20 protein-coding genes and 2 riboswitches are annotated in these 23,225 nt (G+C 38.5%); of the genes, 14 read left to right on the top strand and 6 right to left on the bottom strand.

What is annotated here, in order from left to right; translation table 11 throughout:
* Positions 1–14: 14 nt before the first annotated feature.
* Positions 15–392: a site-specific integrase gene (locus H1D32_RS21745; protein ID WP_261180295.1), complete on the top strand. Its 378-nt coding sequence runs from the start codon at positions 15–17 to the stop codon at positions 390–392.
* 226 nt (positions 393–618) lie between these two features.
* Positions 619–1,005, top strand: coding sequence for a tyrosine-type recombinase/integrase (locus tag H1D32_RS21750; RefSeq protein ID WP_261180297.1), 387 nt, complete (start codon positions 619–621; stop codon positions 1,003–1,005).
* 616 nt (positions 1,006–1,621) lie between these two features.
* On the opposite strand, the gene H1D32_RS25160 is transcribed toward H1D32_RS21750, so the two are convergent.
* Positions 1,622–4,651, bottom strand: a complete 3,030-nt coding sequence (locus tag H1D32_RS25160; RefSeq protein ID WP_314733480.1) for a CsxC family protein — start codon at positions 4,649–4,651, stop codon at positions 1,622–1,624.
* A 589-nt stretch (positions 4,652–5,240) separates the two neighbouring features.
* On the opposite strand from H1D32_RS25160, the gene H1D32_RS21760 reads away from it, so the two are divergent.
* Positions 5,241–6,107: a DegV family protein gene (locus H1D32_RS21760; RefSeq protein ID WP_261180298.1), complete on the top strand. Its 867-nt coding sequence runs from the start codon at positions 5,241–5,243 to the stop codon at positions 6,105–6,107.
* Positions 6,108–6,161: 54 nt separating this feature from the next.
* On the opposite strand, the gene H1D32_RS21765 is transcribed toward H1D32_RS21760, so the two are convergent.
* The 4 genes from H1D32_RS21765 to H1D32_RS21775 form a co-directional block, all read right to left on the bottom strand.
* Complete coding sequence (locus tag H1D32_RS21765) at positions 6,162–7,409, bottom strand: two-component system sensor histidine kinase NtrB (RefSeq protein WP_261180299.1); 1,248 nt, start codon at positions 7,407–7,409, stop codon at positions 6,162–6,164.
* A 274-nt stretch (positions 7,410–7,683) separates the two neighbouring features.
* Positions 7,684–7,761 (bottom strand): hypothetical protein, encoded by a 78-nt coding sequence (locus tag H1D32_RS25570; RefSeq protein WP_396126309.1) that lies wholly within the window; start codon positions 7,759–7,761, stop codon positions 7,684–7,686.
* Between the two features lie 168 nt (positions 7,762–7,929).
* The gene (locus tag H1D32_RS21770) at positions 7,930–8,157 is read right to left on the bottom strand and encodes a hypothetical protein (RefSeq protein ID WP_261180300.1); all 228 of its coding nucleotides are present in this window, start codon (positions 8,155–8,157) and stop codon (positions 7,930–7,932) included.
* 68 nt (positions 8,158–8,225) lie between these two features.
* Positions 8,226–9,518 carry a phosphotransferase gene (locus H1D32_RS21775; protein ID WP_261180301.1) on the bottom strand — a complete coding sequence of 431 codons (1,293 nt, stop codon included), beginning with the start codon at positions 9,516–9,518 and terminating at the stop codon, positions 8,226–8,228.
* Positions 9,519–9,688: 170 nt separating this feature from the next.
* Positions 9,689–9,788, top strand: a riboswitch (purine riboswitch).
* A 22-nt stretch (positions 9,789–9,810) separates the two neighbouring features.
* Between H1D32_RS21775 and H1D32_RS21780 the strand changes: the two genes are divergently transcribed.
* Together H1D32_RS21780 and H1D32_RS21785 are read left to right on the top strand one after the other, a co-directional pair.
* On the top strand, positions 9,811–11,100 hold the full coding sequence (locus tag H1D32_RS21780) for an NCS2 family permease (RefSeq protein WP_261180302.1): 1,290 nt from the start codon (positions 9,811–9,813) through the stop codon (positions 11,098–11,100).
* A gap of 326 nt (positions 11,101–11,426) precedes the next feature.
* Positions 11,427–12,224, top strand: coding sequence for a GDSL-type esterase/lipase family protein (locus H1D32_RS21785; RefSeq protein WP_261180303.1), 798 nt, complete (start codon positions 11,427–11,429; stop codon positions 12,222–12,224).
* 100 nt (positions 12,225–12,324) lie between these two features.
* On the opposite strand, the gene H1D32_RS21790 is transcribed toward H1D32_RS21785, so the two are convergent.
* Positions 12,325–12,954 carry a hypothetical protein gene (locus H1D32_RS21790; protein ID WP_261180304.1) on the bottom strand — a complete coding sequence of 210 codons (630 nt, stop codon included), beginning with the start codon at positions 12,952–12,954 and terminating at the stop codon, positions 12,325–12,327.
* A 116-nt stretch (positions 12,955–13,070) separates the two neighbouring features.
* Positions 13,071–13,154, bottom strand: a riboswitch (cyclic di-GMP riboswitch).
* A gap of 364 nt (positions 13,155–13,518) precedes the next feature.
* On the opposite strand from H1D32_RS21790, the gene H1D32_RS21795 reads away from it, so the two are divergent.
* The 9 genes from H1D32_RS21795 (at position 13,519) to H1D32_RS21835 (ending at position 23,224) form a co-directional block, all read left to right on the top strand.
* The gene (locus H1D32_RS21795; protein ID WP_261180305.1) at positions 13,519–15,069 is read left to right on the top strand and encodes a BCCT family transporter; all 1,551 of its coding nucleotides are present in this window, start codon (positions 13,519–13,521) and stop codon (positions 15,067–15,069) included.
* Between the two features lie 332 nt (positions 15,070–15,401).
* A complete protein-coding gene (locus H1D32_RS21800; RefSeq protein ID WP_261180306.1) occupies positions 15,402–15,848 on the top strand; it encodes a hypothetical protein in 447 nt (148 codons plus the stop codon).
* 85 nt (positions 15,849–15,933) lie between these two features.
* Positions 15,934–16,743: a hypothetical protein gene (locus tag H1D32_RS21805; protein ID WP_261180307.1), complete on the top strand. Its 810-nt coding sequence runs from the start codon at positions 15,934–15,936 to the stop codon at positions 16,741–16,743.
* Positions 16,744–16,818: 75 nt separating this feature from the next.
* Positions 16,819–17,421 carry a hypothetical protein gene (locus H1D32_RS21810; protein ID WP_261180308.1) on the top strand — a complete coding sequence of 201 codons (603 nt, stop codon included), beginning with the start codon at positions 16,819–16,821 and terminating at the stop codon, positions 17,419–17,421.
* Between the two features lie 68 nt (positions 17,422–17,489).
* On the top strand, positions 17,490–18,068 hold the full coding sequence (gene lepB / locus H1D32_RS21815; protein ID WP_261180309.1) for a signal peptidase I: 579 nt from the start codon (positions 17,490–17,492) through the stop codon (positions 18,066–18,068).
* A 202-nt stretch (positions 18,069–18,270) separates the two neighbouring features.
* Complete coding sequence (locus H1D32_RS21820) at positions 18,271–19,818, top strand: sensor histidine kinase (protein WP_261180310.1); 1,548 nt, start codon at positions 18,271–18,273, stop codon at positions 19,816–19,818.
* Positions 19,811–20,431, top strand: coding sequence for a response regulator (locus H1D32_RS21825; RefSeq protein WP_261180311.1), 621 nt, complete (start codon positions 19,811–19,813; stop codon positions 20,429–20,431). Before H1D32_RS21820 ends, H1D32_RS21825 begins: the two co-directional genes overlap by 8 nt.
* Positions 20,432–20,460: 29 nt before the next feature.
* Positions 20,461–21,630: an HD-GYP domain-containing protein gene (locus H1D32_RS21830; protein ID WP_261180312.1), complete on the top strand. Its 1,170-nt coding sequence runs from the start codon at positions 20,461–20,463 to the stop codon at positions 21,628–21,630.
* Positions 21,631–22,420: 790 nt separating this feature from the next.
* A complete protein-coding gene (locus H1D32_RS21835; RefSeq protein ID WP_261180313.1) occupies positions 22,421–23,224 on the top strand; it encodes a GGDEF domain-containing protein in 804 nt (267 codons plus the stop codon).
* Position 23,225: the final 1 nt, after the last annotated feature.

Raw genomic sequence — 23,225 nt, forward strand, 5'->3', positions numbered from 1 at the left:
GAGAGTTGATTATTATGAATCTAGGTGAGCAAATATTATCAGATTTAGTTTCTGCTTTAAAAGATTTGTATCCTAATATTGAAGTGGAAAGTACAAAGAATAAATTATCTACTGTTCTATCAGAGTATTATTTTCAAAGAGTTGAGTTAGGTGAGGTACATCCAGACCTTGAGGATAAAATACAATGTTTCATCTCGGCAAAAAAGCTAGAAGGTTTAAGTTCTATTACTCTAGACAACTACCTCATGGAATTAAGTATGTTTGCTGATATCGTAAAAAAAAAGGCTGAGGACATAGCTACAGCAGATGTTAGAATGTATTTAAGTCAAGATGGTACCCTAAAAATGAGCACAATTAGAAAGAAATTATCTGTTTTAAAGAGTTTTTTTTAGTTGGTTAGCTTCAGAAGAATATATTAAGTGTGATCCAACTACCAAGTTAAAAGCGCCAAAAGATGAATACCGACTCCCGAAATCATTATCAATCGAAGAACTAGAATTGTTTAAGAGAATCCTGCGATACAGTCCGGTAGCATGCTTTTCTAGAAATATTGTATGCAACGGGTTGTAGATTGTCTGAAGTTCATGGTTAGATAAAGCTGATATCAATCTACAAAATATGAGCACATTAGTTATTGGTAAAGGTGATAAACAAAGGGAAGCCTATTTTTCAATTAGAGCGATGTATCATTTAGGTAAATATATAAAAGGAAGAAATGACAATTGTGAATCCTTGGTGGTTACAGAGAGAAAACCTTATAGAAGATTATCTAAACGAGGAATACAAAGAGAAATAGATATAATCGCTCAAAAAGCAGGTTTACAAGACAAAGTAAGTCCCCATGTTTTGAGACACACTTTTGCTACTTTAACCTTAACTAGTGGTGCTGAATTAGTTGCGATTCAAGAACTGTTAGGACATAGTTCACCAGATACAACACTTAGATATGCAAAGATTACTCATGAGCGAAAGCGAGAGCAGCATAAAAAGTATTTGATTCAATAAGTTACTGCATATTTGACTAGATACTGCGCAACAAACAATTTCAAACTAGTATGAATTAAGTTATATTTCATATAATTCAAGTTAGATGTATTTTCTATATAAAAATTGTCTCGACTTTCCACTCAACTGAGTATGGATACGAGTAGTCCACTATTATTATTACGACCTATTTCGTTATTTTTTGGTATTATTTTATTTCTTTAAGAATAACCATGAGATTTTTAAAGGTTTTACTTTGGTGCTTTATTTGAACAAACGATTGAAAATGAGAATACAAGTTATGGTCCATTTTTCTTAAAACTGGACCATTTTTATATACAAAAAGCACCGCGTTTTGCGGTGCAATTAGGCAAACATTTCATAGTGTATAATTGAGTTTTGTGATAGTAAACGGAACCCGTTAGTGGTAATTAGTTTTCTTTTTTTCAGGAATTACTTCGCAATTATCATTTAAAGCACGATCCGTATAGACAACTGCGTTTATTAAGATGATATACCATATATTTCCTTGAAATGGCAGGACTTAATTTTTTCTCCAGTTATGTGTAGCCGATCTACTAGTCAGCAGGCACATTTTTTGTTAATTTCAAGGATTCACTGTGAAGTTTTCTTTAGCCTATCGGAGTCGCGTGATTACAAGGTGTGCTGAAACTGGTCTTGTTCCTCCTGCGAAAGGAGTAATGGTTAGAGCAGGAGTATTCCCCGCAGGGTTTCGAACAGTGAGGAGTGAATCGATAGTTGTTGTTGTAACGAGAGAAATACCTACTATCTGAGTAGTACCAGTTGCTCGCCCGACCACCGTATATGCTAAATCATTACCATTGAGAGTTAGAACAAGTTGACCTGGTTCGGAGACGCTCACTTGAAACAAGACCTGATAAGTACCAATGTCAGACAAGGTAAACGTATCTGCACTAGCACGGAAAATTCCACCATCACTATTAGGTCCATCTTGAGGGAAATCTACATCCTCACCTGCTGCAACTGTTGCAGTATTATCATTAGGCATTAATGCAAAAAAATCTGCAAAGTCCAATACTCCTCCAGGCAGTCCCTGAGGTCCAGTCGGCCCCGTAGGTCCGGTCGGCCCAGTCGTTCCAGTCGTTCCAGTCGGCCCGGTCGTTCCAGTCGGCCCCGTAGGTCCAGTCGTTCCAGTCGTTCCAGTTGGTCCCGTCGGCCCGGTCGTTCCAGTCGTTCCAGTCGGCCCAGTCGGCCCCATCGTTCCAGTTGGCCCCGTCGTTCCAGTCGTTCCAGTCGTTCCAGTCGGCCCGGTCGTTCCAGTCGGCCCCGTAGGTCCGGTCGGCCCCGTCGGCCCCGTAGGTCCCGTCGGCCCCGTAGGTCCGGTCGGCCCCGTCGGCCCCGTAGGTCCCGTCGGCCCCGTAGGTCCGGTCGGCCCCGTCGGCCCCGTAGGTCCAGTCGGCCCCGTCGGCCCCGTCGGCCCCGTAGGTCCAGTCGGCCCCGTCGGCCCCGTAGGTCCCGTAGGTCCGGTCGGTCCAGTCGGCCCCGTCGGCCCAGTCGGTCCCGTAGGTCCGGTCGGTCCCGTCGGCCCCGTAGGTCCGGTCGGTCCAGTCGTTCCAGTCGGCCCCGTAGGTCCGGTCGGCCCCGTCGGCCCCGTAGGTCCGGTCGGCCCCGTCGGCCCCGTAGGTCCGGTCGGTCCGGTCGTTCCAGTAGGTCCAGTCGTTCCAGTAGGTCCGGTCGGCCCAGTCGGCCCCGTAGGTCCGGTCGGCCCCGTCGGCCCCGTCGGCCCAGTCGTTCCAGTAGGTCCAGTCGTTCCAGTCGGCCCAGTCGTTCCAGTCGGCCCCGTCGGCCCAGTAGGTCCCGTAGGTCCAGTCGGCCCCGTAGGTCCAGTCGGCCCCGTAGGTCCAGTCGGCCCCGTAGGTCCAGTCGGCCCAGTAGGTCCGGTCGGCCCCGTCGGCCCCGTAGGTCCGGTCGGTCCGGTCGGCCCAGTCGTTCCAGTCGGTCCGGTCGGTCCAGTCGGCCCAGTCGGCCCAGTCGTTCCAGTCGGCCCCGTCGGCCCAGTCGGTCCGGTCGGCCCCGTCGGCCCCGTCGGCCCCGTCGGCCCAGTAGGTCCCGTAGGTCCAGTCGGCCCCGTAGGTCCAGTCGGCCCCGTAGGTCCAGTCGGCCCAGTAGGTCCGGTCGGCCCCGTCGGCCCCGTAGGTCCGGTCGGTCCGGTCGGCCCAGTCGTTCCAGTCGGTCCGGTCGGTCCAGTCGGCCCAGTCGGCCCAGTCGTTCCAGTCGGTCCGGTCGGTCCAGTCGGCCCGGTCGGCCCCGTAGGTCCAGTCGGTCCAGTCGGCCCGGTCGGTCCGGTCGGTCCCGTAGGTCCGGTCGTTCCAGTCGGTCCGGTCGGTCCGGTCGGTCCCGTCGGTCCGGTCGGTCCGGTCGGTCCGGTCGGTCCAGTCGGTCCGGTCGGTCCAGTCGGTCCGGTCGTTCCAGTAGGTCCAGTCGGCCCCGTCGGTCCAGTCGGCCCAGTCGTTCCAGTCGGTCCGGTCGGCCCCGTCGGCCCAGTCGGCCCAGTCGGCCCCGTCGGTCCGGTCGGCCCCGTCGGCCCCGTCGGTCCGGTCGGTCCGGTCGGCCCCGTCGGTCCGGTCGGCCCCGTCGGTCCGGTCGGCCCCGTCGGCCCCGTCGGTCCGGTCGGCCCCGTCGGCCCCGTCGGCCCCGTCGGTCCAGTCGGCCCCGTCGGTCCGGTCGGCCCAGTCGGCCCAGTAGGTCCCGTCGGTCCGGTCGGCCCCGTCGGCCCCGTCGGTCCCGTAGGTCCAGTCGGCCCCGTCGGCCCCGTCGGTCCGGTCGGTCCGGTCGGCCCCGTAGGTCCGGTCGTTCCAGTCGGCCCAGTCGGCCCGGTCGGCCCGGTCGGCCCGGTCGGTCCAGTAGGTCCGGGAGGACCTCCGGCAGGTCCAGTTGGCCCCGTAGGTCCCGTCACTCCCCCTGTTATTGGAACTTGCTGCATTTGAAGTAACTTAATAGTTAAGATTACTGTCATTTTTTCTACAACATTTCTAAAGACTCCTTCAAATTTAGACCCACCTTGTAAAGGTATCCTATCTGTGGCTTCATCCCATTCAATAATACGACTAGATACTAAATCACAGAACGGAAGCTCATTATAATGTTGAGTACTATCTTGATGGAATTGGGAAAGGTCGCTGGATAGAAGTTGATCTTTTTCAGGGTAACCTTCTGGTAAAGGTTGAGAGATCATAAAATCAAACTCTTGACGTTGATTAAGTCTAACATCTAATGGGTTAGTCAAAAACTCACTAATTTCAGTAGTACACTCAAAAGGTACTTTTACTGTATATGAACGATACTTTGAATTAATGGATTTTGAATTTGTCTCCTTTGGGATAGGAGTAACATATTGAATATTTTTTTCAACATACCCTTTAATAAATAGTTGATTACTAGGCACTAGTAGGCGACACTGAACAAGTTGTACGCGTTTTTTAATATCCTTAATTTCTAATACATCTTCTGGAAAGGTAATATTGGCTACTAGATTAGTACGTACTGCTAATTCAGCTAATAAAACTGGTACTTTAGCTACTCTAGCATTTGGATTCACGTTAGGGGATACATTTTCATTTGGACACTTGCCAATGGAGGCTGAATGTTGAAAATGTTTCCAAGACGATTTCTCCTTTTCACTCATAAGTTCACTCCCTTTGCATTTATTTGAGAACACAATATCTTATGCGTACTGTTTAAGGGAGTATTGTACGTTTAACGTAGCAAACTGAAAATTAGATAAGACGCACATGTTTTAGAACTAAAGCAAAGTGTAATTCAAAAGATTTTAGTGTTGTATAGGGTATATTCATTCAGTCACTCTAGTAGTTTTGCTCCTTAACTTAAAGTTTTTTTACTTTCCTACATATAATCGGTAAACTAAAATAGGCATCATCATTCAATTTTAGATTATATTGTTGAATGTTAATTTTCGGGGAGTAACAGTCGAACGCCCTAGTAATTTCAAGTGCCGTTATCTTGTTGATTACAGAGTATTATTTATAAATGTAGTATGAGATAATTGCCTCTCGGACACTATCCGAGGGGTATTTTTATGTTTAATAACAATTATTGAATATAGGGCAATAGACTAACTTTGGCTGGTATCTTTTCTAGCTTATCTGATACAACAGATAAAGCTAATGAATAGCATCAAAGTAAGAAACTAGAAATAAAATACAGGGTGATTGGGTTAAGCTAATAGTAGTTCAGTTACTTATTGGAGGATAAAGATGATAAAAATTATGGCGGATTCAACTTGCGATTTATCTACGGAGATACTTGAGTTATACGACATTAGCCTAGCACCTCTTACAATTAATATTGAGGGGAAAATCTATAAAGATAGGGTAGATATTGAACCTGACTATTTCTATGGAATTATGGAGGCGCTACCAGAGTTTCCAACAACAGGTATGCCTAGTCCAGCGGAATATTTACAAATAATAAAGGACGCCATTAAAGATGGATATAATGAAATTTTATGTATATGTATGTCTAGTGGAACTAGTGGGTCATATCAATCAGCAGAATTAGCGAAATCTTATTTCTATGAGGAAAGTCCAGATTCAAGTGTGAAAATACATATTGTTGACTCAAAATGTATGAGCCATGGAAGTGGTTGGTTAATTATGAAAAGTGCATTGATGAGAGAACGAGGCGCCTCATTTGAGGAAATAGTCAAATTTAATGAAGAATATAAGGTAAATGTAAAGCATTTCCTCTCAGTTGACGATTTAGATCATTTAATTAAGAGTGGAAGGCTTACAAATGCAAGTGCAATAATAGGAAAAATTTTAATGCTAAAACCAATTATGACGATGAAGGCTGGAAAAGGAGCAATCGTTGCAAAGGTAAGGGGTCTCAAGCGGGTACTTCAGCATTATGTTGACGAGTTTATTAAAAGAAATAATAAAGAGATTACAGAATTTATTATTATCGGATACACATCGGATATAAAAGTCGCTGAAAATCTAAAGGTGAAAATTGAAAAGGAAACCGATTTTTCTGGGGATATCCATATTATGCAAATGGGAGTTTCGGTTGGCACCCATGTCGGTTTAGGTGCCATTTCTATGTTTTTCGTAGAGAAGAGGTAGAGGTTAACTTCTAGCAAAAAGCAAAGGCTTAGCAAAACGATGCTAAGCCTTATTTTAATTCGTATTATTAATTGGCAGTGTAATAAAAAAGCGGGTGCCTTTATGAAGAGTACTAGAAACGGAAATCGAACCATTATGTAATTCGATGATTTTTTTTGATAATGATAAGCCCAAACCAGTGCCTGTTTCCTTTGTTGAAAAGAAAGGGTCGAAAATATATCTTAGACTACTTTCACTCATGCCAATACCATTATCTTTGAAGATAATGTGAATATCATTATTGAGCTTCTTTCCTTCTATTGAGATTACTAATGGTTGAGTGTCTTGCTTGGAATCAATTGAATTGTTAAATAGGTTAATAAACACTTGAAGTAATTCGTTATGATTGATTAAAACAATTGTATCAGTTAATTCCTCATCTAAAGCAACGATGAGCTCAACGTCCCTCATCATTGCTTCACTGTACATTAGGTTTTTAAAATGAGTAAAAAAGCTAGCAATCTTTTCGGGAGTTCTCTTTACGGGAGCATTTTTTGAAACCGTTAGGAAATCACTAATGATTTTATTTGCTCGATCCAATTCTGGTATTAGTAAGCTGCTTAAGAGGTCTGCAGCAATTGGGATTTCTTCCTGTGACATCAACTGCAAATATCCTCGAACGGTTGTTAGGGGATTCCTTATTTCATGGGCAATACTAGCAGATATTTGCCCAATCATATTCATCTTTTCTGCCTCTTTGAGTGGATTTAAAAAATGAAAAAGACTAATCACTCTGACAAGGTTTCCGAACTGATCGTAGATAATTCTAGTATTACAGATCCCATAATTTTTATCTAGAACCTCTTCACTAACGATTTCTTTTCCAGTCCTCAATGTTTGGAGGAGCCTAATTTGGCTTTCATCAATCTGCAATAAGTCTTGAATAGGCTTACCAAGAACATTTTCTAAGCTGACATTAAAATCATCGAGTGTTTGTTGGTTGCAAAGTGTGACTAAACCATTTTTATCAATAATAACAATGTGATGTGGGACTAAATCAAAGAGAGGTTTTAAAAACTGCTCAAGCCTTTCAAAATGATGTTCGAGCATCGGAAAATAGAAGGGACTTTGTTCTTCTTCTATTTTCACTTGTTCTTCTGGGATAATTGTAAGAGTTCTTTCGTTGCTTTTTTTCGTAACTTGTTTGTTAGTTATTTCATCATAATAATTTATCTCGAAAGGAAGATCTGCGATGAGGCGTTTATATAATTGTAATTCTTCTTCAAGAGTTTCAATTGATTGTTCGGCTGTATCCTTATTCACGATCGTTCACTCCGTCCCGCATAATAAATTAGACTGTTTTCTCAAAGATTCACGATATATCAAAGTCTCGATAATTTTTTCAAACATTTCAAGTATTTAAACTCGAATTATTGTCCATATAGCCCATAATGTTTACGAAAAAAGCCTTTAATTAAGAGACCTTTCCTGATAGATTGTTGCGTATCTAACAATACTTAAGAAACAAGCCAGTGAAATACCTATATCTATAGTAATAATACTTTATTATACAAATTATGTAAATCACCGAAAAGATTCACCTTACACTCGGATATCCAAACTTTCCTTCTTGATAATTACCATAAGCCAGTTGGATTTCTTCCATAGAGTTCATAACGAAAGAACCTCTTCTTTTAGTGGGACACCGGAATAGATAAGAAGCTTTGAGCGTTTATTTGCCTTATTGTGTATTTCGCTATCTTGGCCAGTTATCGACTGGAGCTACTGAATGAATAACCAAATGAAAGAGACACATTTTCCTTTTGGGAAGTGTGTCTCTTTTTTACCTATTCTTAGATGTAAAAATACGAAGTGGAGCAGTTAGCTTCCATGACTTACTGTTAAGTAGGGAATGAAGACGTTGATGCAGGTACTTTCTTTCCGCCTCTAAAACAGCAACCTTTTGTGTTAGTTGTTCAATTCGTAATTCTTGTTCTTTTAGTTCCTCTAAAGTTGGTCGATTTTCTTCGTTCACCAGATCACCTTCATTAGCTAATGTAAATTTCAGCACTAAGTATTCTAAATCCTCTAAAGCTGGCAGGATAAACTCCGATAATTCTGTTTCGATGCCTTTCTTACTTAATTTTTGAAAGTAAAAAGGATTAACGCATAGTGGAAAAAAATTTGTTCGATCTGGCTTAGCTTTTTATCTGCTTCATTTAAGTACAGTTCTTTTACTTGGGCATAGGGGAGAAGTAGACTCGTAAAATATCTAGCAAGATCAATAAAATGTGGTCCAAGCGTATGTGAAGTCCAGTCGATTACATATGGTCTTTCGGTATCTTTGTCTACTAAAATATTTTGAAAAGCAAAATCACCGTGTAGTAATGAATAATGCTTTTCAGGTTTTATATACGAATATAAATGGTGGTTCATAATGGCAGATTCGAGGCGCTTCATTAATAAACGAACCTCTTTTGGGTATTGGTGCTGTTTCATTATCAAGTTAATCGCTTTAAATAATTTTTTATTGTAAGCTTCTTCATGGATCTGCGTAAAAAAGTGAACAACAGAAATGGCTCGACCTTTTCTAAATTGAAAGACATAGTTAGGTAGCTTGTAGCTAGGGGCAAGTTGGTGATAGTCAATTGTTGCGATTACTTGAGATGTATCAATCACTTTCTTTATATGAACAGGACCAACTGGACTTGCATTGATCATTTCTAGTGTTAGGTAAGAGACTTTATCAATGATTTGTGAATTTACAAAACGAGGAACTAGATTATTTAACTGCGGAAAACTACTACACAGATTGCTGTAGAAAGCTTCTTCGCGACCAGCCCCATTGTTTTTATTTGTATAGTTAGAGATCTTTGTAAACAACCTGTGCTCGCCGTCGTGATGAACAAAGGCACCTAGGTTGTTTTTCCCGTCTATGAAGACGTAGCTTGATGTAACAGTGTTGAAGTTATCCGTAAAGCCTCTTTGAATGGTTTGGACAAGTTCAGAAAAAGGCAAGTTATGTTTATATTCTAAGGCAGTTTGGTAGGATTTTTTCGCTTTTTTGTTATTTAGTAGAAACGAGTAGCTTCTACCTAAGCGAAAATGGTAATCTGCTTGTTTCGGATTACGTTTCAGTAGCTTCATTGCGACATCTTTTGCCGCGTCCCACTCGCCTAAAAAATCATACAGTTTGTACAACTCTACTAAGATGTGTTCACTTGTTGGAAACCTTTTTTGACCTTCATCGAGAACCTCTTTTACGAGCGTGGTTTGCCCAACGATCCGTAAGCTTCTAGCATATGAAACATAGACTGTATCTGAACATGACTCTCTATTTTCTTCAAGGTATTGCTCGAAACATTCAATGGCTTTTTGCCATTTATGTTCATCCTGATGCTTTTTGGCTAGTACTAATAACTGTTCAGTCAATCAAGATCACCTACTTATTTCCAAAAATATTAGTTTACTGTAATAATTATAAGTTTCTACCAGCTTTCTTTCAATTGTTATTAAAATAATATTTTATTAAATTAAATACGAACAATTATTATTGACACATTATTAATGTTCGCTTAATATTAAAAACGTTGTAAAAAAAAGTTTAAATAAAATTATTCGTTCGTATATTCCTGGTAATATGGGCTAGGAGTTTCTACAAGGGACCGCAAATTCCTAACTACGAGTGTGGCTAGGAATCTATATTTTTCTGGAGGTTTTGTAGATGGAACGGTTATTTAAGTTAAATGAGTTAGGAACGAATGTCAGAACAGAAGTGATAGCTGGTTTTACGACATTTTTGACCATGGTATACATCGTAGTTGTCAATCCGGCGATTTTATCAGCTGCGGGAGTTCCGTTTGACCAAGTGTTTATTGCCACAATTTTAGCAGCCGTTATTGGTACGTTAATCATGGCATTTTCAGCAAATTATCCGATTGCAGTTGCCCCGGGGATGGGATTGAATGCTTATTTTACAAGTGTTGTCATTTCCCAAGGAGTCAGCTATCAGGTCGTTTTTGGTACAGTCTTTTTGGCTGGTCTTTTGTTTTTGCTTTTAACATTTACAAAGTTTCGTGAAATGCTCATTCAATCGATTCCAGCTTCTATTAAATATGGTATTACATCAGGAATTGGTTTATTTATCGCGTTTATTGGATTACAAATGTCAGGGTTAGTCGTAGCCAGCCCGGCGACACTCGTAACAATTGGAGATTTGCGCTCGCCAATAACGGCATTGACGATCCTTGGTTTATTTATTACTTTCGTTTTAATTGCCAGAAATATTAAAGGTGCGTTGTTTATTGGGATGCTAGTAACGGCACTTGTTGGTTATTTTACTGGGCATCTTGAAATCAATGGGATTGTTTCAACACCACCGCCGATCGTTTTCTTTGACATCGACATTGCAGGAGTATTTTCACATGCTTTATATACGGTTGTCTTTGCCTTTTTACTCGTAACAATTTTCGATACAACAGGAACACTAATCGGTGTAGCTGAGCAGGCAGGCTTAATGAAAGACGGCAAAATGAAAAAAGCAAAATCGGCCCTAACAGCCGATGCCGTAGCTACTACAGTAGGTTCTGCGTTAGGTACAAGCCCATCGACAGCTTATATTGAGTCATCCGCGGGTGTCGCAGCTGGTGGCCGTTCAGGATTAACGGCATTGGTTGTAGCAATCCTTTTCATGGTTGCCTTGTTTTTCTCACCGCTAGTTTCAGCAATTTCCGCGCTTCCGGCCATCACAGCTCCGGCGTTAATCATCGTTGGTTGCTACATGATGGAAGGCTTAGCGAAAATAAATTGGAAGAAGTTTGACGATGCCTTTCCTTCATTTGCGATTATCTTAACAATGCCATTAACATCAAGCATTGCCACTGGAATAGCCATTGGATTTATTACCTACCCAGTGATCAAGCTAGTAAGTGGAAAAGGAAAAGAAGTACATCCAATTCTTTATATCTTTGGTATCATTTTTGCTATCCAAATGGTGTTTTTCCCAGCGCATTAAAAGGGTAATATGCGCAAAATGTGAATATAGTTTAGAAGAGTTGTTCTCAATGGTATTGGGAGCAGCTTTTTTGTTTTGTAAATAGAAAAAATGTAGTATTTGATACTTCGAGGTGAGGTTGAAAAGATAAAGTATAGTTCCATGATACATTTTGTGAAACAAGATTATTCTGGGTGTCACAGTGGATTTCGCCACAGTATTTATGTTTTGTCGAACGATATTTTAAGTAGACCCCATCTTTTCTTAGTAGAAGCTCTATTAATCGACAGTAAAATTAAAATGACCCTTTTATAATAGGATTCTATTAACTATTAAGGAGGGAAAGAATGAAAACAATTTATCGTTCGCTTGTTTTATTGTTAACAATTACACTTTTATTTTCGACAACAGTATTAGCCAAAAATGACAATGCAAAAAAATCATTACTAGCTTTAGGAGACTCTATTCCTTATGGGTATAACCTTGGTGAAGACAATGACTCACCTTCTAAGGACGCCTTTCCATACCTAATCGGCGATGATAAAAATATGCGAGTTCGAAATTTAGCCGTGCCAGGGTGGAGAACAGATCAGCTGTTAGATGCTGTAGAAAACGAACAAAAATTTCGCCAAGCAATTAAGCAGGCCGATGCAATTACGTTGAATATTGGGAATAATGATTTGTTGCAGGCGTTAGCTGTGGCTAATGCTGAAAGTGGTGGAGACCCATTTTGGTTTAATTATCATCTACAAGATCAAATTAATAAAAGTAACTTGTTTGAAAATTTAGGCTCTATTGTTGCTGAAATTCGTTCACTAACAGATGCACCGATTGTCATTTATAATGTGTATAATCCTTTTCAGGTAAATGATACTTTACACGATATAGGTCAACTAGTTTTGCCAGGAATTAACCAATCATTTGGTCATGTTATTAGTGGGTTAAACGGAATTTACGGTGATGCTTTTGTTGCCGATGCTTATGGAGCATTTGGAACAAATCAAGCTGAATATGTGATTGCGGGTGATATTCATCCGACAGTTGAAGGGCAGAAGAAGCTAGCGGAGGTTGGAAATGATGTATTGGAGTCACTATTTGACTCAAAAAAAGGAAATTCAAAGCCCGAAAAAGCTATTAAACGATAAGTTATCAAGACTTTAAAATACTTATTTTTTATACACTAAAAGCGCTGTAGAGGAAGAACTCTACAGCGTTTTTAAAAGGGTGGTCCAGGCATCAAACTAATTACTTATTCCAATCGCCTTTTGACTCATTCGTTAATAGTGTAACATTAATAACTTCGGTAGTAGTATCGCCTTTTGTAACTTTCTCAGAGGTCTGAATGTCAACAACCTCCATTACACCTTCAACAACGTCTTTAGTAGTCAAACTAGTTTCGCTTAACACTTTACCATTACTTCCCGGAGCACCTCGGTGCGTGATAGTAGTTTCTGTAGTTTCTGTAATAGTAAGCGGTGTTTCAGTGGTGGTAGTAGTAGTAATTGTCGTAGTCTCGTCCCAAGATGATTGTATAGTAGTTTTTTGAGTAGTAGTAGTAGTTACATACCTAAACCAATTTTGTGCAGGATGAAATTCTTTTTCTACTTTTGTATCAACTACCACTAATTCTTCACTCGTACTGCTTTTGGTCTCAGTGGAAGACTCTTCGGAGGTTTCTCTATCAACTCTTAAATCTTCAGTTACTATCTCAGAGGTAGTAACCAATGTTGTAATACCATTTGAGAAATTTGCGCTTTGTCCAGGAGCAGTTTCTAAGCCTTTACCTTTACCATTACTTGCAAGGGCACCAGTTGTCAAGCTAAGAGAAAGCAACAAAGTCAAAACTACTACAGATAATTTTTTTGCTTTTTTCATTTCCTTTTCTCCTCTTAATTTAATATTTTTTGACATAATTAAATAAGAGGGCCGGTTACACCACTAGCTCGATATAGCCCAGGTGTCCAATTATAGGCTATACTTCATTGCATCCCCGTCTTGCGGGTCGGTTACACTACTAGCTCGATATAGCCCAAGTGTCCAATTAAAGGCTATATTTCTATGCTCCCCGAAATTATTTAGTCCCAATTACCTAATTACTAGAGTAGTAGTTAGGATTTAGCGGTCTGAAGAATAGTTTTCGGTGGCCACCAAGTTATTTTTCAAATCACGCTTATAAATCGATTATATTGCCAAATCTAGTAAAATGATACAATATTTGGTCGACAATACATTACAATATTTGTAAAAAAATGTCTAACTTTGCCCTCGGAAAAAACAACCTGGTACTATCATTGTAATAGTAAGTGTAGAAGAAATGCTTCTAATTACCTAGTGAGATTTCCCAAGGAACTAATTTATCACAAAAAAAGTGTTTGATAGTCGGAAGAAATTGGTCGGTTTGGGGAATATATAAGGACTGAAATGTTTAGGAGGTTTAATATGAAAAAAGAAGTCTGGAGAAATCCTGTTTTTTCAATATCTGCTGCAGTCATATTTGTACTAGTCCTGCTAGGTGCAATTATGCCGAGGGGGTTTGGACTAATTTCAGGTGCCTTGTTTAACTTTACGACAGTTAACTTTGGATGGTTTTACCTAATTGCCGTTTTTATCATTATTATCTTTTTAGTAGGTCTTGCCATTAGTAAATACGGTGCAATTCGAATTGGTGGAGAGGAAGAGCGACCAGAATTCCCCTTTTTCACCTGGGTTGGGATGCTATTCTCAGCTGGATTCGGTGTTGGTCTTGTCTTCTGGGGTGTTGCCGAACCAATGAGTCACTTTTTTTCACCACCATTTCGAGCGACTGAAGGGCAAACAATAGAAGCAGCAAGAATTGCTATGGGCTATTCCTTTTTTCACTGGGGTGTCAGTCAGTGGGCGATCTTTGCTATAGTCGGTCTTGTGATAGGTTTTTTACAATTTCGGAAAAAAAAGAACGGGTTGGTTTCAACAGCACTTGAGCCTATCACTGGTAATAAGCCTGTTGTTAAAAATACAATTGATATTTTAGCAGTTATAGCAACCGTCATGGGGATTGCGACTTCGCTTGGCTTAGGTATATTGCAAATGAATGGTGGCTTGAACGCGGCTATAAAACCTGAAAATCCAATAAACCTACAATTTGCCATCCTAGTCTTTTTGTTTATTGCTTACATGCTATCATCAAGTACTGGTCTAGATAAGGGAATTCGATATCTAAGTAATTTAAATTTAGGACTTGCTTTAGGTCTGCTTTTATTTGTCTTTATTACTGGTCCAACCGTTTTTATTTTGGAGAGCTTTACCTTGGCTATTGGCGATTACTTTACGAACTTTATTAATTATAGTTTACGTATGCAGCCGTACCGGGGGGGGACATGGGTTCGTGACTGGACAATTTTTTACTGGGCATGGGCCATTGCTTGGTCTCCATTTGTGGGTGCTTTCGTTGCAAGGGTCTCAAGAGGAAGAACAATTCGAGAATTCATTATGGGTGTCATGATTATACCACCTGTGATTGCTTGCTTATGGATTGCCACATTTGGTGGTGCAGCTTTATGGAATGATTTAAGAAATAATGCTGGAATTGCTGAAGCTGTGAATACAGACCTTACATTGGCTTTATTTCAGGTCTATGACTTTTTTCCATTAACGGGACTCTTGAATACACTCTCAATCTTATTGATCTTTACGTTTCTTGTTACATCGGCAGACTCTGCGACCTACATTTTAGCAAGTATGACTACGAAAGGCTCTCTAAATCCCCAGCGCTTTGAAAAACTCGTGTGGGGAGCGCTGATGTCAGCGATAGCAGGGGTATTACTTTATGCAGGTGGGTTAGAGGCACTACAAACAGCATCACTAATCTCAGCCTTACCTTTTACTTTAATCTTATTATTATTGATGTTTTCAATCATCAAGTTGTTGAAGGATGAACCATTACCGATTAGGAAGGCAGATTTACGAAGGTTCCGGCGTCTGCAAAAAGAAGCTGATAAAGAGAAGAAGTAATTAGTGACAAGTAACCTTTTTCGGAAAATAAAGATCGGCCAAGGATAAATGACTATCCAATTTTACAAATGAAAATTATATCGTTTCCTTAGAACCCTTGATATATGATCAAGGGTTTATTCATTGGTTTAAGCAAGTAGTCACTGAACATTACGACTTACTACTGAGCCTGTACCTATACTTTAGGATGAGGTTCAAATCAACCCGACAGGTATGATAGTTCACCCTGTTGCCGGATTATCCTGATGCAGAAATGAGAGTAATATTGTAAACAAGAAGAGCAACAACAAACTTTCAAACGAACAAAATATAGAAGGAGGTGTAAATACTCTTTGAAGGTCAAGAGTGGAAAGCTGATTATAGCATGTTTAATCTTATTTTTTGGATTTGGCATTAGTAGCATTCATGCTAGTGGCGACTCTGGTCAATTTCTCAAAACTTGGTATAATCAGCTTTTCCAAGTTGTGGTAGAAGATGTAGCTGCTAACGCTGATGAAAAATCACAACAAGAGTTAGCTAAGTTAATTGAAGAGAATGAGCAACTAATTCTTAATAGTCAAAAGCAGCTGGACGATGTTACAAACGAACTAAGTACAAGTATCGTGAATAATATCTCAGCATTAACTACAGATTATGTTGATCAAATTGAAGAAGCAAAACAAAACATTATCAACCATGAGATCACAAGCGATTTACAACAATATGTCGATCAAAAGAAGGAACAAATTGATCGGGAAATAGCTGAACTCATCTTACAAATTGTAGAAGAAGAAAACTAACTATTTGAGGATTTATTACCAAGGTATCAATTTAAAAATTAATTATAAAAAATCCAAAATGTGAAAATCGAAGGGAGAAATTAAAATGTTAAAAACAGTTAAAGGTAAAATCGCGGCAGGGGTATTAACAGTTACTTTAGTAAGCGGAGGTATGGGTGTGGCATTTGCTAACACTAATGCTGGAGAACAATTAGAGAGATGGTATACAGAGTTGTTTAGTAGTAAAAAGGTAGAGATGGAGAATGACGTTAATATTTATGGACTAAGTTTAGTTGAGGATTTAAAAAATGACAAAAATCAACTGATTACTGACTCAAATCTCGATGTATCAGAGGCAGGAAGTACAGAAACAGGGAGAGTAGAGGGACAAATTACTTCAGCATTAGGTACACATAAAACTGATATTTCTAATATGGCAAATGATATTACTAAATGGGCTGGCGGTAAAGGTGGTCAAGCTAATGCAGGATTAATCTTTCATAATTTAAAAGATTGGAGAGCTTACTATGAAGGAGTAGTAGACGGAGTAATTAGTCAACAAAAAGCAAAGGCTATGACAGAAGTTTTAAATGCTATTGCAGGTCAAGGTGAAACTTCCATCACTAACTTGGAAACTGCTGTAGAAAGTGCAAGGTCTGCTGCTGTCCTTGACTTAGAAGCTGCTATTCTAAAAGCGAAAACAGATATTGAAGGATTACTAGATGATAAAGCGAAAACTGATGGTGTAGATAAGCTTACAAACTACATTGATATAAAGGTTGCAGCTGCAAAGAAAGAAATTGAAGATACTGCTAGTGATTTAGTAGAAGAGATTAAAGAGTCAATTTTAGAGTTAGGCGCCGAGTTAGAACGTGATGCTATACAAGATCTCCAAGATCTAGTAGACGGTATCTAACGAGTAGTAGTTTCAACTACCAGAAATCCTCCTACGAGGATTTCTGGCTATTACATAAAAGGAGGTTAAGTAAAAATGAGTAGGTTATATAAATATAAAGTTGAAAAAAAACAAGGGTTTAAACGTAAATTTGTAATTGGACTTGTTTCTTTAAGTACAACGTTTGTGCTGACGACGGGTGTAGCATTTGCTAATTCAGAGCTGAACATTTCTACTTTGCTGCAGGATTGGTATAGCAAAAAGGCCAATGAAGCCATTGTAAAAATGGAGGGTGAAGTTCAACGTGAATTAGAAGAACAAAAGCTACGTTTGAAGGAAGAAGTCCAATTAAAATTACAAAGCTCTGCCGAAGAGATCGATAGTTTTACAGAAACCCAAACAAACAAAATTATTGCTGAGATTCAAAAGTATGCTGATGAATTGATTAAAAATGCAAATTTTTCCAATGGAGCTGAGAAGCAACAAATTGAAGCAAAGTTAGCTGCAATACAAAATGAGGCCACTCAAGCCATTGACGCTCTCTTTTCTAGTAGCGGTGAAGAAGCTACAGACCCAGCGTCTAGCAATAACGATTCTGATGTGATAGAAGAAGTAGAGGAAGAAGAAGAAATAAAAAAAGAAGATAAGAAGGAGAAAGGTCAAGAGAAGAAGAATGTAAAGGAAGAAGATCAGCCATAAACATATACATGCATTAAGAAAGTAAAACAACAGTAATAAACCTTATACTACTGGAAGGTGTATAACTCATGCATGCAACTAAACTAGAAATTGATTCTAACGGGTTACAACAGAAAACTGAAGTTCCTAAGAATAACACCAAAAAAGAAATCATCGGCTGGGTTAAATTCATTTTTTTCTTAACACTTGCTGTATTCGTTATAAAGGGTAGTGTTGGTTTTACATTAGTGGCTGGGGATTCGATGCAACCTTCATTACGTGATGGAAGTCTTGTTTTAGTGAATAAATTATCTGCGACTTTTTCAGAGCCTAAATATGGAGATATTGTCGTTCTTGAAGAGGCTGGCTATGATGTGATCAAAAGGGTAATAGGGGTACCTGGAGATACAGTTTCGATAGAAGATGGAGTGGTTTACGTAAACCAACAACCATTACCGGAACTACACACAATTGGCGAGGCAAATAATATGCCGGCCATAACGATTCAGCCGGGGAAGATTTTTGTGATGGGTGACAATCGGACACCAGGGGAAAGCTTAGATAGCCGTGATCCAAATGTTGGACCGGTATCGATTGAAAATATTAAAGGATATGCAACTATATCTATTTTCCCATTTTATAAAATAGCCAAGCCGTTAAAATTATAAGATTTTCAAAAAAAGTGTGAGGACTATCGCTAATGTGATAGTCTCTTTACCTTTTTTTGACAAAAAAATTTTTCTTTCTACAATATGACAAGAAAACTAAACAAAAGGTGACAAAATAACCCCGTTGTTCAATATATAGAACATATAGTAAGATTTAACTAGAGTGGTTTTGTAAGTTTATTCCAAAAATAGGGGAAATTCCATGAATAGTTTAGTAAAAGAAAGAAATTTGTACCTAATTGTCTACCGATTGTCTCTGTGCTTACTAATTTTTTTATTCTATGGCACTTATTTTAGTACATATGGCTTACTAATCATCTCGGTGGGACTGATTATAAACATAGCTTTTTATTGTTTAATTTTCTTTCAAATAGAGAAGCGTTACCTATATCTATTACTTATAATTGATCTCTCTTTAAATTTCGTATTGGTTAGTAGTACTGGACAAATTACTAGTCCATTTATGATCTATTTGTTGTCATCGCTTATTTTTGCAAACTTTTATTATTCTGGTAAGAAATTTTATTTTTTTGCATTAATCTATATCATTGTTTGTACGCAGCTACCATTAGTAGTCTCAGAGGAATTATTACCGGTTAATGTTCATTTTCAGCTAGTTCTTGTCATGCTTTCGCTTTTCTGTGTAATCTTTCTGAGTAACTTATTTTTAGAAAAAATAAATTCTTGGTACCGTCAGATGCTTCGCATTAATTACGCAATCAAGCAGTTAGATGGTTTACATTCGTTACAAATCATAAGCGATCGCGTAGAAAAACAATTAATACGAATTTTTAAGGATCGTAAAGTTTTTATCTACTGGTTTAGTGAAGGAAACCATGAAATCGATTGGCAGAGGAACTTATACTATAAAGAAATTACGAAAAGAAATAAGTATCACATGGAAAAGAGAAAGGAACTCATCCTTACGAACCATACTGGTGAAAAAGAGCTATACTATTTTTTCCCGATTCGTGGAGATAAAAAAGCACATGAGGGATTTATTTTAGTTGAAGATAGCATTCATTGGTACGAACTAATTTTTTTGAATATTCTATCTACCTTTTTAGTGGGTCAAAAAAAGAAGCTTGCCTTAAGGAGTGAGTTCAGTAACTCACTTAAACAGGAAATTCGTCAAAAGTTGGCTCAAGACTTACATGACGGGGTTGCTCAACAATTGTTCTTTCTGTCGACTAAACTATTTCAGATTAAACAATTTCGAAACAGTGACCCAAGTTCTACAAAATTAAATCAACTAATTCAAGAAATGGAAACTCAAATACAACAATGTCACCGAGAGGTAAGAGAACATATTCACTATTTAATGGAAGGAAAAGAGAGCTACCATATCGTTGATGCACTTCAAGCTCTAATTACGAAAGCAATGAAGGGAAGCAATCTGACCATTGACCTAGTAACCAAGGGAAGAGTGATAGAGGAATCATTTGAGATTAACGATGCATTATACAGGATAACAGAAGAGGCTATCAATAATATCATCAAGCATGCAAAAGCAAGTAATGTAGTTGTTTTGTTGGAGGTCACGGTAATTCAATGGACCTTGAAAATCATTGATGACGGTATCGGTATTGAAGAGTTACATAAGGGTGATACAAGCGATCATTTTGGAATGAAGGGGATGAAAGAACGTGTTAGTAAAGTTCAAGGTCAATTAATGGTTCGTTCTAAACCAAGTAGAGGGACAGAAATTATCGCAATCATACCTAGAAAAGGAGTTGAAGTAGTTGGTTAATGTCTTATTAGCAGATGATCACCAAATTGTCAGAGATGGCTTGAAGATTTTACTTCAAAGTAACCCAAAGTATGTTGTTGTCGATGAGGCTTCAGATGGTGACGAATTAGTTGAAAAGGCCTTGAACACACAACCTGAGATTATTATTTCCGATTTGAAAATGCCTGGAAGGTCAGTCATTGAATCTAGTAAAGGATTGAAGGAGCGTTTACCGAATACAAAGATCATCATTCTAACAGCGTATGATGATAGTGGTGATATTTATCGTGCCTTAGACAATGGGGTTGATGGATATATTATGAAGGATACTTTACCTGAACAAATCATCAATACCGTTGAAATGGTTCTAATGGGATATTCTTGTTTTCAACCGAAGTTAAATAAGGAACCAAAAACCAAGAGTGATCAAAGCGAAATTACATTAACAGACCGTGAAAAAGAAGTATTTAAATTAATCGTTGATAACTATACAAATGCTCATATAGCAGAAAAGCTATATATTTCTGAGGCGACAGTAAAAACACACGTAAGCAGTATCTTAAGAAAAACAGGACAACCTAATCGCTCACAAGCTGTTTTGTTTGCTTTGAAAACAGGGTATGTTCAAGTGTAAAAGACAGTCCGAAAGGAAGTGTTTAGACTTTGGTAGAGACGCAATTTAAAAATCGAATCGGTAGTATCGCTATCTTGATCGTAGGTGTTTTGGTCTCTTTAGAATATGCTATAGGTTTAATTAACTTACATGCGAGTCCTGCTCCAGTTATGATTAGTTTCTTAATAAGTATCATTATGGTTCTAGCATGTTATTTACTACAAAAAGTAACCTTACAAAAACGCAAATATTCATTAGAACTTGCAGCAGGACTCTGCCTAACACTACTCCTTTATTTTGCTATCTATAATCCTTTTAACCATGCGGCTTTTTGGTACGGTTTAATCTTTTACCCAATCCTAATCAGCCTGTTTGAAAATAAAGCTATTTTTATCCGCTGGACTACAATATTTTTAGTTGTTTTTTCATGTTTCCTATTATATTTAAAGTACATACAAAATATTAGTACCCTCACGCTGACAAATATATTTTTATTTGGTATAGGGACAAGCCTAATTTCTACGCTTATTTTTCATACAAACATACTCTTTAGTGAGTACCGGAAAAATGTTAGTGCGAAAAAGAAGCAGCAGTATGTGATGAATTTATTACAAACATTTATTCCAACAATCGAAAGAAAAACACAAATTAACCGTAATGAAATACTAGTGATGAGTAGCTTAATTAAATTGGTCATGGACCGTTTCCCAGAAGAGGAAGTCACTGAAACCGAAGCGTATTTAATTTCTTTATTACACTTTGTTAGTAGGATTAAATGTCCAGATTATATATTCGAAAAGGACGGTAGGTTAACCTCATTTGAATACCAGCTTGTTCAGGAACACTGCATGTTTGGTAATGAAATTATTGGAGAGATTGAGGAGTTTAGCAAGGTAGAGGTTGCATTTACCCATCATCATGAAAAAATTAATGGTACTGGCTACCCTTATGGTCTAAAAGGTGATCAAATCCCAGTTTTTTCACAAACTCTAGGGATAGTCGAAAGTTACTTAGCAATGATAAACCCACGTTCTTATCGTGAAGGTACATTATCTTCAAAAGCTGTGATAGCTGAAATATCCAGAGAGAATAGTTATGACGACAAAGTGGTAGAGGCATTACTGTCAGTACTAGAAACGGAAGGCTTGAAGCCAGATCATGATTATCTGGTTGTAAACAACAAACATTCCGAAGGTCAAAGTGACTATTTCTCTGCTTAAGAAAATAGTCTCTTTTCTTTAAGTAGTAGTTTAAGAGTTCACTGTCTAAATATATAAGAATGCGAAGGTTATGAAAGAAACCTAAGCAAAAAATCATCCCAATGGTTGATATAAATTATTCTCAAGTCTAATCCCCCACTACATTGTAAATAGGTAAAATTGTGGTAGGGGGGATGACCTGTGTATCAGAAGACTTGTCCATATTGTTGGGAGGAATCTTTTAGTAGCTATAAGGATGGTTTATGGTATTGTCCTTATTGCAAAAAAGATATTACTAAACTAAAAGTTATTCATTCTACGAACGTTCTAGCAGAAAAAAGAAAGAAAGTAGCAGGTAGTATAAGACTCTAATTTAAAACTTCCTCGTATTAGACCATGAGTAAATTATGTCTTTCCTCAGGTTTTTTTTCGGATGTTTTACCTTCCTTTAATACAAACAATCTTGTATAGTAAAATAAATGGTAATTTACATAAAATGAAAAAAAGCTCAGAAGTAGAAATTTTAGGGAAGTGATAGTTTTGAACTCAATAAAACTGTTTATTAAACAAGCTTACCAATCTGACCATGTGTTAGAAATTATATTTTCTTCATTAAGATGGTTTTTTCTACTAGTGTCTACCGCAGTTTTTTACGTTAGATATAATACAAACCCCGTCGAAACACACTTATACTTGTTTGTATTTTTGTTAATTTTTGGGGTTACCTATATGGCATTATCCGATATTTGCTTACGTCGGACAGCTGAAGACTCCTTCATGTATACCTTGATGACAAAAGGTGGCCCATTTTTTGATTTCATCGCTTTTTTTTGCCTTAATATCTTTAACAGGGGGTATTTTTAGCCCTTTAACGCCAATAGCCTACTTAATCATTTTACATGTTGCTGTCTATTGGAAATTTATTGGTGCAATTATTGCCTCATTTCTGTTTGTTTTAGGTTTTTCAGTTGTATTTACGGTTCAAGGAAATCTACTGTTATCTTTTGATTTTATGACGTATAGTACACAGCTTGTATTCTTCCTATTAGTTGGGTTTTTAGGTGGGATTATCGTCTCTAGAGAAAGAAAACATTTTATAGAAAAGAATGTTTTTGAAAGTCTAGCAAACAAAGACCATTTGACTACTCTTTTTAACCACCGCTCTTTCCAAGAACAGTTACGTATAGCCAAAGAAAAAAACATCAATTTTTATCTAGTATTTTGTGATATTGACGAGTTTAAGACTGTTAATGATAAATATGGTCATGTTGTTGGCGATCTAGTATTAAAGAAGATTGCCAAAATACTTAGTGCAACTGTTCCTACAAGTCTTGGAACTGTATTTCGCTATGGAGGAGAAGAGTTTGCGATCTTATTATATACAGATCAATCCTCTGTTGTAGAGGAACTACTTATAGATGTGAAACAAAAAGTAGCGGAAGAAGTACATTACTGTCACGGTGGAAAGTTCTCGGTGACAATGAGTTTTGGATGTAGTAAAAATGGGAAAGAGGAGCCAATTGAATTAATTGAAGAAGCTGATAAATTACTATATGAAGCGAAACGGCAGGGCCGTAATCGAGTCGTTCAAAGTAAAGAAGTAAAAATTGGATAAA

Source organism: Anaerobacillus sp. CMMVII (assembly GCF_025377685.1).
In the GTDB taxonomy this organism is placed as follows: domain Bacteria; phylum Bacillota; class Bacilli; order Bacillales; family Anaerobacillaceae; genus Anaerobacillus.